This window comes from Daejeonella sp. (assembly GCF_044348475.1).
Lineage (GTDB): Bacteria > Bacteroidota > Bacteroidia > Sphingobacteriales > Sphingobacteriaceae > Daejeonella.
Map to the genome: position 1 here is coordinate 1 of NZ_JBIKSU010000049.1, position 15,467 is coordinate 15,467.

Genomic DNA, 15,467 nt, shown 5'->3' on the forward strand with positions numbered 1-15,467 from the left:
TGAAGGGCAGGTTTCGGGATGACATTTGATTTTGATTGAAATTTATTTTTTTAAAATCGCTACGCACCTGTCACACCTATCGCCAGGCAGGCAATGCCGCGCAAGACGGTTCATCCAATTTTTTTTATCCGCCACGCTTGCACAGACCTTTAATAACCTCTCTTCCGCATTGACTGGTGCGGCAATTACAACCCTAGCCTTCGCAGAACCTTTCATAGCAGCAGGCGCAGCGGTAGCGTTTTGGTTCTTTTTTGCTACAGAAAAAGAACTAGGCCCCCGCGGCTATGAGCGGAAAGAAATCATGAATGCTTGGTAACACCAAGCACAAGAATATTCGTTTTTACCTATTGCAAATATTATTTATGTCTTTTGTCTTGAAAAAAAATACCTAAAACCGAATTGACCGAATAAAACTTCGAAATTGAATTTTTCTGATGCATCTTTAGTTAACCATTAATACAGCATTTATGAATAAATTAGATATTATTGATTCTGCATACCATTCAGGGATGAAAATTGGTCTATTCGGCATTGGTCTAGATACCTACTGGCCACAATTTCCCGGATTAAAGGAGCGTCTAGAAGGCTATCTAAGTACCGTTGAACAAAAGCTATCTCAAATTCATCCTGTAATTTTTAATGCCGGCTTAGTTGACACTACTGATAAAGCATTTCAGGCTGGAAAAATGTTTAAAACTGAAGATGTTGATCTGATCTTTTTATATGTCACAACGTATGCCTTATCGTCAACAGTGCTGCCCGTAGTACAAAGGGCAAAGGTGCCAGTTATCCTATTAAATCTTTCTCCTGAAGCGGCTATTGATTATAGCGCTTTCAACTCCATGTCTGACCGCACCAAAATGACAGGTGAATGGCTTTCGTATTGCTCTCCCTGTTCAGTTCCGGAAATTGCCAATGTTTTTAACCGTGTTGGCATTAAATTTCATCAGATAACCGGAATGCTAAATGACGATGAAGAATGCTGGAATGAAGTTTTTGAGTGGGTTGAAGCAGCCAAAGTAGCCCATATAATGGCTTATAACCGTATGGGATGTATGGGTCATTATTATAGCGGAATGCTTGATATCTATACAGACCTCACTCAGCAATACGCACATTTTGGTGGGCATATAGAACTGATTGAAGTTGAAGAGCTTGCAAGCCTTAGAAAGGAGGTTAGTAAGCTGGAATTAGAAGATCGATTAAAGCTTTTCTTTGAAACTTTTGATGTGCAATCGGATTGCCCAATCGAAGAGTTAGAGAAAGCCGCTATCACCTCTGTTGCACTCGATAAATTGGTAGAAAAGCACCAGCTTGGGTCAATGGCTTATTATTATAAAGGCACCGGAAATATTGAAAATGAAGAAGCAATCGCTTCTATCATTTTAGGCAACTCATTGTTAACAGCAAAAGGAATACCGGTTGCCGGCGAATATGAAATAAAAAACGTGCAGGCTATGAAAATTATGGACTCTTTTGGAGCTGGTGGATCCTTCACGGAATACTATGCCATGGACTTTAATGAAGACATTGTATTAATGGGCCATGATGGGCCCGGGCATATTGCCATATCAGAAGGGAAAACCAAAGTGCGCCCTCTGCAAGTATATCATGGTAAAGTTGGCAAAGGCATTTCAGTAGAAATGATGGTGAAAAATGGTCCGGTAACTCTACTTTCAGTAGCAGAAAAAAGAGGTGGCGGGCTCATGTTGCTCCTAGCAGAAGGTGAATCTGTTGCGGGCCCTGTGCTTCAAATTGGCAATACCAATAGCCGATATAAATTCCCAATTGGGGCAAGAAACTTTGTAAACAAGTGGAATAGCCATGGCCCTGCGCATCATTGTGCCGTTGGTATTGGGCATATCAGTTCAAAAATTGAAAAACTTGGTCAATTATTGAATATGGAGGTAGTAAAGGTTTGTTAATGATTTGTATGAACCACTTAACAAAAAAGAGAGCTTTCTACTAAAGAAAACTCCCTTTTTTTTACTGTACCTAACTATCAATTCATTACCACCACACCTTTGGCTTCATAAGCCAAATTCTCTTTTGGAGTAGTGATTGCAGCGATTTCAGCTTCAGACTTTCCGCCATCTTTTGCATAATGCCTAAGCGTTTCAATTGAAGTTGTATCCGTGTAAGCAAAGCCATCTAGAATAACCTCTTTACCTGTAAGGTCTTTTGGAACAAAAATCTTATAATCTTTAAAAGTAACACGTATATCATTCCCATTGCCAAGGTCCATAATCATCCAACAACCCTTGTTCTTGCATACCTCCTTAACCAGTCCTTTGATCTTTATATCCTTTTTGCTTTCGCCAACCATTGCTGTTTGAAGGGCAGTAATTTCAATTACGTTATCATTTTTAACAGAATCACCATAAACGGCGGTTCCTTTTACATTTTGAACCGCCTGTAATTCTGTTTGAGGAGTAGAATTACATGATGCAAGAAAAGCAAAGGCAATTACTGAAAGTAATATTGTTTTCATTATTAAACTATTAAAGGATCAAATTTCGAAAAAATAAAAATCATTTTGCGAAAAAATGTTTCTTATGACATTTTACAGAGGGAGTGAAATACTAACCAAAAAGAGCATTAAAGACCTCCTCTACTTTTGCAACTGTTTTGATTGCGATCTTGTACTTCTGCCATTCAGGCGATGTTTTAACACCTCTTCCAGACGGAAGATTATATTTAGAGATAAATATTTGCTCAAATCCTAGTTTTTCGGCCTCCGCTATACGCTGCTCAATGCGGTTAACGGCTCTGATCTCACCAGATAGACCAACTTCAGCAGCAAAGCAGATCTTGGTATCAACAGGCATATCTTCATGCGATGATATCATTGCCACCACCACCGCCAGATCGATACCCGGATCTTCAACTCTTAGCCCGCCAGCAATATTCAAAAATACATCCTTTGCGCTCAACTTGAAACCACAACGCTTCTCAAGAACAGCAAGCAGCATATTCATTCTTTTGGTATCAAAGCCAGTTGCAGAGCGCTGAGGGGTTCCATATGCCGAAACACTAACTAATGCCTGTGTTTCAATCAACATGGGCCTCAAGCCTTCCATCATTGCCGAAATGGTTATGCCACTCAAAGGTTCATCTCTCTGCGATAGTAGGATCTCTGAAGGATTAGACACTTCTCTTAATCCGCTACCTTGCATTTCGTAGATTCCCAACTCTGACGCTGAACCAAACCTATTTTTAACCGCACGTAAAATTCGATACACATGGTGTCTATCTCCTTCAAACTGCAATACTGTATCAACCATGTGCTCCAGAATCTTAGGCCCAGCGATCATACCATCTTTGGTAATGTGGCCGATCAAAAAAACAGGAGTTCCACTTTCTTTGGCAAAACGAAGAAGTTCTGCAGTACATTCCCTCACTTGTGAAACACTTCCGGGCGTAGATTCTATATGAGCAGAGTATAAGGTCTGAATCGAATCAATAACCACCAGATCAGGCTGTAAGATCTCTATTTGTTTAAAGATATTCTGAGTAGAGGTTTCTGTTAAAATATAGGTATCCGCAGATTTTGAAGCTTTTTGTCCTGAATCAGGCACTAAGCGTTCGGCACGCATTTTTATCTGTTGCTCACTTTCTTCACCTGATACATAAAGTACTTTTAAACCGGGAAGGTTAAGGGCAACCTGCAACATCAATGTTGATTTACCAATACCCGGTTCACCACCAATTAAAACAATAGATCCACTTACAATACCACCACCCAATACCCTGTTTAATTCCTTATCGGGGGTAATTAGTCGGTTTTCTTCAGAAAATACAATATCTTGAATAGCAGCAGGTTTATTAGAGCGCTGCAAACTTGTAGAGCCAGATTTCCAGTCGGGTACAGATTGATTGGCCTTCTCAATTATTTCTTCAACGAATGTATTCCATTGATTACAAGAAGGGCATTTACCCAACCATTTAGCAGATTCGTATCCACAACTTTGACAGAAATAAGCAGAACGTGTTTTAGCCATGGAATAAATTAGCAAATGTAAATTAGTAAATATGCAGATTTTAATTTCGTCTGCAAATTTACTAATTTGTTAATTTTCTCATCCGATAGCTACCGGATTACTAATTATAGTTTAATCTCTTCTTCTTTTGAATTCAAAAAATGAAACTCGGTCAGATAGTAGGAAGGTATCGCTTTCACTTTAATCCACTTACTAAACTTAAAGAACCATTTCCACTGAATTGAAATCAATCCCTTTTTAATATATGCTTCTATGTATGGGTGAACGCATAAAGTAACACTACGTTCATTCTGCTCATTAAGAATATAATTAAGATTATTTTCAATATCGTCCATCAAAATAATACTTGCCTTGATTTCACCTGTTCCGTTACAGGCAGGGCATTTCTCATTAGTTACGATATTCATTTCAGGCCTTACACGCTGACGCGTAAGCTGCACTAATCCGAATTTACTTGGAGGCAAAATAGTGTGTTTGGCACGGTCAAGAAGCATCAGATCCTTGAGGTAGTCAAACAGTTCTTTTCTGTTTTGGGGTTTATGCATATCGATAAAATCGATCACCACAATACCACCCATATCACGAAGGCGCAACTGTCTGGCAATTTCCTTTGCAGCTTCCATATTGATCATCAGCGCATTTTGTTCCTGATTTTCAGTATTTGCTGTTCGGTTACCGCTGTTTACATCAATAACGTGCAAAGCTTCGGTATGTTCAACAACCAAATAAGCTCCACCCGGCAAATTAACAGTGCGTCCAAATGCTGATTTGATCTGCTTTTCAATACCAAAATGCTCGAATATTGGCTCTTTACCACGGTATTGCTTAACGATATTTTCCATTTCAGGAGATATCTCATGAACATAAGATCTAATCTCTTCAAACAATGCAGGATCACCAATGTGAATATTGGTAAAGTCGGTATTCAATATATCTCTTAGGATGGTAGAGGTTCGCCCCATTTCACCAAGAATCTTTTTAGATGGCTCTGTACTAGGTAAGCGGGTTGTAAATTTTTCCCATTTATCGATCAGATCCAATAGATCTTTTTGAAGTTCAGCAACACCTTTTCCTTCAGAAACAGTACGAATAATTACACCGAAGTTCTTTGGTTTAATACCCTCTACAATTTTCTTTAGGCGGTTACGCTCTGTGTTGCTCTTAATTTTTTTGGAAATCGAAATGACATCCGAAAAAGGCACAAGCACCGCAAAACGGCCTGCTATTGAAATATCTGAGCTTAAACGTGGACCCTTTGTTGAAATAGGTTCTTTCGCTATCTGCACAGGTAGCAACATGTTCCGATTCAGAATTTCTGAAATTTTACCGGATTTACTAATATCCGTTTCCAGTCTGAAACTATTGAGCAGTTTATCCTTGTAACTGCCTCCCTTTACAATCTTAGTCAGCTTTAAAAGCGACTGAACCTGCGGACCAAGGTCTAGATAATGCAAAAAAGCATCTTTTTCATAGCCTACATCTACAAAAGCGGCATTAAGCCCGGGCATGATCTTTTTAATCTTACCTAGATAAATATCGCCAACAGCATAATTGTTGCTGATTTGCTCTGTATTTAATTCTACGAGTTGCTTGTCTTGCAGTAAAGCAATAGTAACCCCGCTAGGGGATGAATTTATAATTAATTCCTTTACCAATGGCTAAATTTAAGACGCCAGTAAAAACCGGCATACGTTTGAAATATAGGAAAAATAAAAACAAACAAATGATTTAAACCTCCGGCGCATTAATGCGGGAGGTTTAATTATTCAATAAGTCTTAAAAATAACCTGATTTAATAAAATCAGGTTACCAGACTATTTTTTCTTATGTCTGTTTTTTCTCAAGCGTTTTTTACGCTTGTGGGTAGCCATTTTATGTCTTTTTCTTTTCTTACCGCTTGGCATAATTTTGTTTTTTAAAATGTTTTATAATCTAATTACTTAATTCGTTTATTTTGCGATCAACGAACTGACTCATATTAGGATCAGCCGCAATCTCTTTTGTTTTTAAATAAGCCGCAATAGCTTCAGTCTTTTTGTCCATGCTTTCAAAGCTAGATGCCAGATAGAACCATGCTTCGGCACTTGGAGCAATTGCAATTACTGTTTTAAAACGTTCAACAGCCTTGTCAAACTGACCTGATTTCATTGAAAACAAGCCTAGGTTCAAATTAGCTTTTAAATTTTTAGGGTCCTGCTTTACAACATCAAGTAATAAAGTAATTCCCTGCATTGGGTTTGGAGTTCCGGTAACGTAAGCTATACCCAAACCTGTTTTAACTTCAAGGGTATTTGGCTTTAGTTTATCAGCCTTCTGGTATGAACTGATTGCCTTCTGAACTAAAGCAGGTTGAACCAAAGTGTCCATACTTTGCTGATAAGCATCCGTAAATTTATCTCCTGCTTTAAGCCATGAATCAAAAGCTGGTACTTTTTCAGCGATCATCTCAAAATATAAAGAAGATGGGGTAGCAAGGTTAACATCATCCCATTGTTGTGCAAGCTTCTTATAAAGATCTAATTTTTCAATATCGGAAGCACTTTTCAATTGAGCCTCAAGATCACTTATTTGAGCCTTCAAACTGGCATTTAATCCTTCCTTTGCGGTTTGGGATACTTCATCTAATGAAATTTGCTTAACAACCGATGCCACAGCAGGAGCTGATGCATTAGCCGGAGCACCTTCATCTGGCTTAACTAAACCCTGAATATCTAAAGAAAGCATAAGGCCCAACAGTACTACTACTGAACCCACTACAATTATCTGCTTTCTGCTAAACATTCTGCGTTTGATGAAAATTTAATTATTTGTTGCCTGTTTTTACCTTCTCAACAAAAACCTTAGCAGGCTTAAAGCTTGGAACAAAATGCTCAGGAATTATAATTGCTGTATTCTTTGAAATATTACGGGCAGTTTTTTCAGCCCTTTTCTTTACTACAAAGCTTCCAAAACCTCTTATGTAAACATTTTCTCCATTGATCATGGAATTTTTTACCACCTTGAAAAATGCTTCTACTGCTTCTTGAACATCTACCTTTTCGATTCCGGTTTTATTAGAGATCTCTGTTATGATTTCTGCCTTGGTCATATCTAATTTCTTTTATTTTTTATCCTAAATACTTAACTTATTTTGGGTTGCAAAAGTATTGGTTTTAATTGAATTAGGGAAATAAATCTGCTTTTTTTTAAACCAAGTCGCTATAAAACAAATAGTAAGATACTTTTGTAGTGTTAAATGTGCTAATACACTCTATATCAAATGAATTTTGCTGACGAAATAATTGAATGGTACCAAAAGAATAAACGAGATCTTCCATGGAGAAAAACGAATGATCCATACATTATCTGGCTATCAGAGATTATTATGCAGCAAACAAGAGTAGAGCAGGGAACACCCTATTTTAACCGGTTTTCTGAAAAATACCCTACCGTTAAGCATTTTGCATCTGCCTCTGAAGATGAGATACTAAAACTCTGGCAAGGCCTAGGTTATTATTCTCGTGGAAGAAATATGCACCAAACCGCTCAAGCAGTTATGGAGGAGTATGCCGGATATTTCCCAAAAAACTATGATTCACTAATCAAATTAAAAGGAATTGGTGAATATACGGCTGCAGCCATTTCTTCATTTTCATCGAATGAGGCAAGAGCTGTGGTAGATGGTAACGTATTTAGGCTATTATCCAGATATTTTGGGATTGATACTCCAATCAATACCGGAAAAGGGAAAAAGTTATTCACTGAGCTGGCAAATGAATTATTGGATAAATTACAAGCTGGACAATTTAATCAGGCCATCATGGAATTTGGATCATTGCAGTGCAAACCCAAAAATCCAGATTGCATTTCATGTCCTTTGCAGGCCGGATGCGAAGCCTTAAAAACAAAGCGCATCAACCACCTGCCCGTCAAAATTAAATCCTTAAGAATCAGAGAAAGATTCTTTAACTACATAATAGCCCAAAAGGATGGACAGGTACTCATTAATAAAAGAGGTGCAGGCGATATCTGGGAAAACATGTTCGATCTTCCACTGTTTGAAACAGAAAATTTTACGGCGGTACAGGATTTAATCAAATTGGATGATTTTATTAGGTGTTTTGGCGCGCAGACGAAAATAAAATCGGTTTCAGCAACTGTTAAGCATATTCTCAGCCACCAGAAACTTCATGCCAGCTTCATAGAAATTGAAGATTTTTCGGAAAAATTTAGTTCCGAAAAATCATGGTTCTACGTAAACCTTGACGAACTTGAAAAGTTGGCACAACCAAAACTAATTTTTCACTTCTTCGAAAATTTCCATAAATTGAATACTTAAAATCTTTACAATAAAAACCATCATGTCGGGAATTAACAAAGTCATATTAGTGGGGCATTTAGGCAAGGATCCTGAAGTTAGGCACTTAGACGGGGGTGTTACAGTAGCGAGCTTCCCTTTAGCAACATCCGAAACCTATACTAAGGATGGCAAAAAAATAGAGCAAACCGAATGGCATAATATTGTGATGTGGAGAGGTTTGGCCGATATTGCTTCAAAATATCTTCAAAAAGGTAAGCTAGTTTATATTGAAGGTAAATTAAGAACCCGCTCTTTTGAAGATAAAGAAGGCCATAAAAAATACACGACTGAGATTGTAGCCGAAAACTTTACTATGCTTGGGCGGAAAAGTGATTTTGAGGGTCAGGGTGAAAATAATCAGCAAAAATTGAATGAGGAACATGGGATAAATTCGAATCATATCATAGCTAAAGAAGATCAACCGATGAATTACGATAAAGGGATTGATGATGATTTGCCGTTTTAGGCTGAGATTGAGAAGCTGCCCTTAATTAAGATTTGCTTGTAAAGATGCCGTTAATTAAAAGCCTAATTGATGGATGTTAGCTTGTTCAGTTTTTTGGTTAGACTAATGGGTTATATGTTTAAACTATGTTCTGCTTTCGATCAATAACCAAAAAATTTCTGCTTTTTTTATTTGAAAATGAATGGCACTGCCTTTGGCTGCCGCTAGCCCCGTGATTCATTGCAAGCCCGGCAAATAATTCCGATAGCAATGAAATTATTGATTGCCAGGGCTTTCCATTTCTCCCGGGTTTAGGTACTTCATGCATCGTAAATCACAAACATTCATTGAATGATAAGTTTCGATTTTAGCAAAAAAAATAGCCCAGAAAAATTCCGGGCTATCACTATACTTTTTAAGAATTTAAGAGATTGCTATTTTACTTGCATATAATCAAGTGTAAGCCCGGCCAATGCTTTTACTCCCAACTTAAATGAGCTTTCATCAATCATAAAATCAGGAGTATGATGAGATGGAGCAGTTTTAGGATCCATTCCTTTAGGCATTCCTCCTAAGAAGAAAAATAGCCCCGGAACCTTTTCCTGAAAAAATGAGAAATCTTCAGCACCAGTTATTGGAGGTATAAGCTTCACATTTTCAGCACCTGCCACTTTTTCAAGGCTAGGAAGCATCTTTTCAGTCAATGCTGGATCGTTAAAAGTTACAGGATAATGATTACTGTATGGAATCTTTACTTCAGCGGTAGCACCACCAGCCTCGGCAGTTTTGGTTGCAATGGTTTTAATCCGGTCAATCAGCATTTTCTCATCTTCCACGCTCAGAGACCTGATGGTTCCAAGCATCTCTGCACGTTCAGGAATAATATTTGAACGTACTCCGGCATGTAATGAACCAATGGTTACCACACCTGCATTTTCAGTTATGTTCAAATTACGGCTCACAATGGTCTGTAAATTATTGATAATCTGTGCTGAGATCACAATCGGGTCAACCGATGCCCATGGAGCTGCACCATGTGCCTGCCTTCCTTTCACTATAATTTGCATATCATTTACTCCGGCCATCATTCCGCCAGGACGATAGGTAATCTTTCCGGCTTCTGTCTGGGCCCAAATATGTAATCCAAAGGCAACATCCACTTTAGGATTTTCGAGTACTCCTTCTTTAACCATGAGTTCAGCACCACCCTCCACTCCGGGGGCAGAACCTTCTTCTGCAGGCTGAAATACAAATTTAACAGTGCCCTTTAATTCAGCTTTCATTCCGGCTAAAACCTCAGCTACACCCATAAGAATCGCAACATGTGAATCATGACCGCAGGCATGCATAACCCCTACTTCCTGACCGTTGTATTGTGTCTTTACCTTTGAAGCAAAAGGAAGCGAATTTCTTTCTGTAACAGGAAGACCATCCATATCCGCACGCAATAAAACCACAGGTCCTGGTTTTCCACCTTTCAAGATACCTACCACACCTGTTCTAGCAACTCCGGTCTTAACTTCTATGCCCAGACTTTGCAGATGCTTTGCGATAATTGCGGCTGTCCTGGTTTCATTATTGCCCAATTCAGGGTGTTCATGAAAATCTCGGCGCCATTCAATTACTTTTGATTCTATCTTATCAGCAGCAAGACTGACTTTAGTTTTTATTGGATTTGTCTGAGAAAATGCAGGTAATGAAAGTAAAAGTAAGCCTGCCAGATATGATTTTTTCATATTAACTATTTAAGAATTAAAAGTACAGAAAAGAATAAGAAATTCAAGATTCAATCAAATGAACAATTTTTTAGAGGAGCGACAAGATCTCTTTTAACCTAGAAACGGTGTCAATCGATGTTTCAAGAGAGCGATAAGGTTCATCATTAATGGGGTCAACTCCGTATTGCATCAATTTTTTTGCGGTAGAATGGAATTCATGTGCAGAAGTTTTTTGAGCAATTTCAAGTAAATTCGATTCATTAATTCCAGAACCAGGCATAATAGTAATCCTTGATCCCGCCTGACTAACGAGTGATTTCAAGCCTTCAATTCCATCATAAGCGTATTCTTTACCGCCTGAGGTAAGCACACGGCAACAGCCTAATTCAATTATATCCTCCAGGCCTCTTTTTAAGTCGGTACAGCGATCGAATGCCCGATGGAAAGTAATCTGCATAGCGCCCGCAAGAGCAATCAACTCAGAGCACCTATCAGAATCAATGCTGCCATCCTTCTTAAGAATTCCAATAGCAATTCCCTGACATCCAATTTCTCGGCAGCAGATCACATCTTCTTTCATTATTTCAAATTCATCTTTTGAAAAAGTAAAATCCCCGCCACGAGGTCTAATTATCGGAAAAAATGGAATTGTAAGTAATTTTTTACACTGAGCGAGCATCCCAAATGAAGGCGTAGTACCTCCTACGGAAAGATTATCACAGAGTTCAATTCGATCTGCACCGCCAAGCTGCGCTGCTAGGGCAGATTGCCATGAGCCTACACAGATCTCTAATTGCTTGTTAGACATTGGTTATACTTAGGAATAGCTATTGGCTTTGACCAGTAATTTTTGATCATTATCATCACAAACTGCATAACTAAATCCTTTTTGAATGGCATAGGCACCATATTGACCCTTTTTATTTAAAGCCAGAAAACCTACCTGAATCTCTTTGGCAGTATTCGGTTTCTTTCTGATTATTCGCATTACTGCTTCTTTGCAGGCCTCTTCAGGAGGGTATCCCTGTCGCATAAGTTCAACCACCAAAAAACTTCCTACATTTCGAATCACTTCCTCACCTACACCTGTAGATGTAGCTCCTCCAACCTCATTGTCAACATAGAGTCCGGCACCAATGATTGGCGAGTCGCCCACCCGTCCATGCATTTTATAGGCCATACCACTGGTTGTGCATGCACCAGACAAATTACCGGCAGCATCCATGGCAATCATGCCAATGGTATCGTGGTTAAATTGATTTCCGGGCAATTTAGTTGGACTAAACAATTTGTTTTCAATATTGATTTCGGGCTGATACTTTGCATTCTTTAGCCATTCTTTCCAGGCTTTTTCTGAAGACGGAATCAAAAGATTTTCTTTTTTAAAACCCTGCTCTAGTGCAAACTGAAGCGCGCCAGAACCTACAAGCATTACATGAGGAGTTTTTTCCATCACAAGTCTTGCCACTGATATAGGATGCATAATGTGTTCAAGAGCTGCCACGCTTCCACAATTACCTAGTTCATCCATGATGCAGGCATCTAGGGTTACTCGGCCATCACGGTCAGGCAATCCTCCGTACCCAACAGAAGAATTAGTTGGATCGGCCTCCGGAACATGGACTCCTTTTTCAACTGCATCAAGTGCTCTACCTTTATTTTTTAATATTTCCCAGGCTGCAGCGTTTGCTGCGATACCAAAATCCCAGGTTGAAATTACTATGGGTGAATTCAGGACAGGACTTTCTTTAACAAAGTTTGAAAAAGATTTATTTCCTGCCACAATTGACGCTCCTGTAAGTGAGGTGGCAGCCAGAAATTTACGGCGACTGATCATAAATAAATATACTAAAAAAGATCATTCCCTAGAATAATCACCTTGCGCTAATTTTCAAAGGGTACTCATCTTTAAAAGAAATTTTTTGAGGTAATTTGGTATCTGCTTTAGAAATTAAACGGTTGTTTTGATCTTTAGCTCATTCAATTGCTCATCCGAGATTGTAGAAGGAGAATCGATCATCACATCCCTGCCAGAATTATTTTTAGGGAAGGCAATTACGTCGCGAATAGAATCAAGCCCAGCAAAGATTGAAACCAACCTGTCAAAACCAAAGGCAATTCCACCATGAGGAGGTGCACCATATTCAAAAGCATCGAGCAGGAATCCAAATTGTTTTTGGGCTTCTTCAACGGTGAATCCCAGATGTTTAAACATCAATGACTGCAAGTCTCGGTCGTGGATACGGATTGAGCCCCCACCTATCTCAGTACCATTCACTACCATATCGTAGGCATTTGCACGTACCTGACCCGGATTGGTATCCAGCATGGCAATATCCTCTGGTTTTGGCGAAGTAAACGGATGATGCATAGCATGAAAACGCTGACTATCTTCATCCCATTCAAGAAGCGGGAAATCAAGAACCCAAAGCGGGGCATACACATTTTTATCACGCAAGCCCAAACGATTACCCATTTCTAGGCGAAGTTCGCTCAATTGTTTTCGTACTTTATCAGTTTGACCGGCCATGATCAGGAGTAAGTCACCAGGCTCTGTATTAAATGCTATAGACCATTTTTTAAGTTCGTCTTCATTGTAGAACTTGTCTACAGATGATTTCAAACTCCCATCCAATGCATGGCGCAAGTAAATTAAGCCTGTAGCACCAATTTGTGGGCGTTTTATAAAATCAGTTAGCTCATCAATTTGCTTTCTAGTATACTCAGCACAAGCTTTCGCATTTATACCAATAACTAATTCAGCCTGATCAAAAACTGGAAAATCTTTGCCTTTTACAATAGCATTCAATTCCACAAATTTCATGTCGAAACGTGTATCAGGCTTGTCAGAACCGTACAAACGCATGGCATCCGCATATTGCATTCGGGGAACTTCTGCAAGATCAACCCCTTTCACATTCTTGAATAAGGTTCTGATAAGTCCTTCGAAAACATTCAGAATATCTTCCTGCTCAATGAATGCCATTTCACAATCAATCTGAGTAAATTCCGGTTGCCTATCGGCCCGAAGATCCTCATCTCTGAAACATTTTACGATTTGGAAATATCGGTCGAAACCAGAAACCATTAATAATTGTTTGAAGGTTTGAGGTGATTGTGGGAGTGCATAAAATTCCCCCGGATTCATTCTGCTAGGTACCACAAAATCACGGGCGCCTTCAGGAGTAGACTTGATCAGAACCGGTGTTTCAACTTCAATGAAGTCTAAACCATCCAAGTACTTTCTAACTTCCTGAGCCATTTTATGGCGTAAAACCAGATTATTCCTTACCGGGTTACGGCGCAAATCAAGATATCGATATTTTAATCGAAGGTCATCACCGCCATCGGTTTCATCCTCGATGAGGAATGGTGGAAGTTTAGCCGCATTGAGCAATTCAAGCTTTACAACCTTTATCTCCACTTCACCGGTATTCATTTTCAGATTTTTGTTAGAACGCTCAATCACTTTACCCGTTACACGAATAACAAATTCACGACCTAATTCACGTGCCTTTGCTCTTAATTCCGCATCATCATCCGAATTGAATGTTAACTGGGTAATTCCATAACGATCACGCATATCAACAAAGGTCATTCCTCCCAGGTCGCGCGATTTCTGCACCCATCCGGTTAGAGTAACTTCCTTATTCAAATCAGCTATGGTTAGTTCGCCGCAAGTATGTGTTCTTAGCATAATTTTATTCTAATCTGCAAAAGTACAGTTTTTAAAAAAATGATAAGTAATTTCTTGAATTTTTGTAAAAACTGCAAATATTTTTAATCTAAAGTTGGATTTTTAATCTATTGTTATGCAAAGATTATGAAGAATATAAATAATAGAGTTAACAAAACAATCGCTGAAACTATATTATTACTAATTAAGGACGTGTTCTTGCTGAATTTCAAGTATACCAATCCTAGTTGAATGAGCTTTTGAACACCCACGAGTATAAAAACATAAACTCCCAGAAAAATCAGGTTAGTGAATTCAAAAATTCCATTAAAGCTATATTTGGCCTCGTCTATGTAAAAAAAATAGAGCGTCAAAAAAACAGAACTAATTACTGGAATTACCCATTCAGGCTTGAGTTTAATAACTACTGATTTTATCATACCACGTTTTTGCATACAAAAATATCAATTTTTATATATCTTTGAGCCATCAATAGGGGTGCCTTGTTTGCGAAATCAAACACAAAAACAGGCTGAGAATATACCCATCGATGGAGTTACAAGTTGTAAGTAATAAGTTATAAGTAATAAGTTGTAAGTATTCGCAACTACTCATAGCCAAAAACTAAAACTCCTGAGAGCACCTGATCCGGATAATGCCGGCGTAGGGAGGTAAAAGTTAATAGACTGCATATAACCCCATTATGCAGGATTTTTAACTAATTAAATAAATCAAATTGAAAAAGTTACTATTCATCGCTGCGGCGGTACTGTTGCCTTTTATAGCTTCAGCTCAATTCTCAATCAGCGGGAAAATTTCAGATAAAAATTCAGGTACAGCCCTTAATGGAGCCATTATCAGAGTAGAAAATACCTATTCTTCTGCCCGTTCAGATGCATCGGGAAACTATTCACTCAAAAATTTAAAACCCGGAAATTATCTTGTTAAAATTAGCTTTCTGGGCTATCAAACTTTTGAACGTAAAATTAGTTTGAATGAGAATACCGGCCTAAACGTTGAACTTTTTCAAAATAGCCTTATAGCAGACGAAGTATTAGTCAGGGCAACCAGAGCATCCGAAAACTCTGCAACTACCTACAGTACTATCAATAAAGAAGATCTAGAAAAGAATAATCTGGGTCAAGATCTGCCATTTCTGCTAAATCAGACTCCCTCAGTAGTGGTAAGCTCTGATGCAGGAAATGGGGTTGGTTATACCGGTATTCGCATCCGCGGAAGCGACCCAACCCGTTTAAATGTAACAATCAATGGAATTCCATACAATGAC

General features: G+C 38.6%; 15 protein-coding genes and 1 riboswitch. Of the genes, 5 read left to right on the forward strand and 10 right to left on the reverse strand.

What is annotated here, in order from left to right; translation table 11 throughout:
* The first annotated feature begins 169 nt into the window (after nucleotides 1–169).
* Both ACIQZ6_RS09290 and ACIQZ6_RS09295 read left to right on the forward strand, forming a co-directional pair.
* Nucleotides 170–316, forward strand: coding sequence for a hypothetical protein (locus tag ACIQZ6_RS09290; protein ID WP_395810410.1), 147 nt, complete (start codon nucleotides 170–172; stop codon nucleotides 314–316).
* 151 nt (nucleotides 317–467) lie between these two features.
* Nucleotides 468–1,925, forward strand: a complete 1,458-nt coding sequence (locus ACIQZ6_RS09295) for an arabinose isomerase (protein ID WP_395810412.1) — start codon at nucleotides 468–470, stop codon at nucleotides 1,923–1,925.
* Between the two features lie 77 nt (nucleotides 1,926–2,002).
* Here the strand turns inward: ACIQZ6_RS09295 and ACIQZ6_RS09300 are convergent, their stop codons facing one another.
* From ACIQZ6_RS09300 to ACIQZ6_RS09320, 5 genes are all read right to left on the reverse strand, one after another.
* On the reverse strand, nucleotides 2,003–2,491 hold the full coding sequence (locus ACIQZ6_RS09300; RefSeq protein ID WP_395810414.1) for a DUF4920 domain-containing protein: 489 nt from the start codon (nucleotides 2,489–2,491) through the stop codon (nucleotides 2,003–2,005).
* A gap of 91 nt (nucleotides 2,492–2,582) precedes the next feature.
* Complete coding sequence (gene radA / locus ACIQZ6_RS09305; protein WP_395810416.1) at nucleotides 2,583–4,001, reverse strand: DNA repair protein RadA; 1,419 nt, start codon at nucleotides 3,999–4,001, stop codon at nucleotides 2,583–2,585.
* 104 nt (nucleotides 4,002–4,105) lie between these two features.
* On the reverse strand, nucleotides 4,106–5,656 hold the full coding sequence (locus tag ACIQZ6_RS09310) for a ribonuclease E/G (protein WP_395810418.1): 1,551 nt from the start codon (nucleotides 5,654–5,656) through the stop codon (nucleotides 4,106–4,108).
* A 277-nt stretch (nucleotides 5,657–5,933) separates the two neighbouring features.
* Nucleotides 5,934–6,782 carry a tetratricopeptide repeat protein gene (locus ACIQZ6_RS09315; RefSeq protein ID WP_395810420.1) on the reverse strand — a complete coding sequence of 283 codons (849 nt, stop codon included), beginning with the start codon at nucleotides 6,780–6,782 and terminating at the stop codon, nucleotides 5,934–5,936.
* Between the two features lie 22 nt (nucleotides 6,783–6,804).
* Nucleotides 6,805–7,089, reverse strand: a complete 285-nt coding sequence (locus ACIQZ6_RS09320; RefSeq protein ID WP_395810422.1) for an HU family DNA-binding protein — start codon at nucleotides 7,087–7,089, stop codon at nucleotides 6,805–6,807.
* 171 nt (nucleotides 7,090–7,260) lie between these two features.
* Here ACIQZ6_RS09320 and mutY point away from each other — a divergent pair, with 171 nt between their 5' ends.
* Both mutY and ACIQZ6_RS09330 read left to right on the forward strand, forming a co-directional pair.
* On the forward strand, nucleotides 7,261–8,319 hold the full coding sequence (gene mutY / locus ACIQZ6_RS09325; RefSeq protein WP_395810424.1) for an A/G-specific adenine glycosylase: 1,059 nt from the start codon (nucleotides 7,261–7,263) through the stop codon (nucleotides 8,317–8,319).
* Nucleotides 8,320–8,341: 22 nt separating this feature from the next.
* Nucleotides 8,342–8,806, forward strand: coding sequence for a single-stranded DNA-binding protein (locus ACIQZ6_RS09330; protein ID WP_395810426.1), 465 nt, complete (start codon nucleotides 8,342–8,344; stop codon nucleotides 8,804–8,806).
* Nucleotides 8,807–9,219: 413 nt separating this feature from the next.
* Here ACIQZ6_RS09330 and ACIQZ6_RS09335 read toward each other — a convergent pair whose 3' ends face one another.
* The 5 genes from ACIQZ6_RS09335 to ACIQZ6_RS09355 all read right to left on the reverse strand — a co-directional run bounded on the left by ACIQZ6_RS09335 (nucleotide 9,220) and on the right by ACIQZ6_RS09355 (nucleotide 14,619).
* A complete protein-coding gene (locus ACIQZ6_RS09335) occupies nucleotides 9,220–10,521 on the reverse strand; it encodes an amidohydrolase (RefSeq protein WP_395810428.1) in 1,302 nt (433 codons plus the stop codon).
* A 70-nt stretch (nucleotides 10,522–10,591) separates the two neighbouring features.
* Nucleotides 10,592–11,311: a copper homeostasis protein CutC gene (locus ACIQZ6_RS09340; RefSeq protein WP_395810430.1), complete on the reverse strand. Its 720-nt coding sequence runs from the start codon at nucleotides 11,309–11,311 to the stop codon at nucleotides 10,592–10,594.
* Nucleotides 11,312–11,320: 9 nt separating this feature from the next.
* Entirely contained in the window at nucleotides 11,321–12,340 is a 1,020-nt protein-coding gene (locus tag ACIQZ6_RS09345) for a N(4)-(beta-N-acetylglucosaminyl)-L-asparaginase (RefSeq protein WP_395810432.1), read from the reverse strand.
* 114 nt (nucleotides 12,341–12,454) lie between these two features.
* Nucleotides 12,455–14,200, reverse strand: a complete 1,746-nt coding sequence (gene aspS, locus ACIQZ6_RS09350) for an aspartate--tRNA ligase (protein WP_395810434.1) — start codon at nucleotides 14,198–14,200, stop codon at nucleotides 12,455–12,457.
* Nucleotides 14,201–14,313: 113 nt separating this feature from the next.
* Nucleotides 14,314–14,619: a hypothetical protein gene (locus tag ACIQZ6_RS09355; RefSeq protein WP_395810436.1), complete on the reverse strand. Its 306-nt coding sequence runs from the start codon at nucleotides 14,617–14,619 to the stop codon at nucleotides 14,314–14,316.
* A 44-nt stretch (nucleotides 14,620–14,663) separates the two neighbouring features.
* Nucleotides 14,664–14,867: riboswitch (TPP riboswitch) on the forward strand.
* Nucleotides 14,868–14,915: 48 nt separating this feature from the next.
* Between ACIQZ6_RS09355 and ACIQZ6_RS09360 the strand changes: the two genes are divergently transcribed.
* Nucleotides 14,916–15,467, forward strand: a 552-nt coding sequence (locus ACIQZ6_RS09360; RefSeq protein WP_395810438.1) for a carboxypeptidase-like regulatory domain-containing protein, incomplete at its 3' end; no start/stop codon positions are given.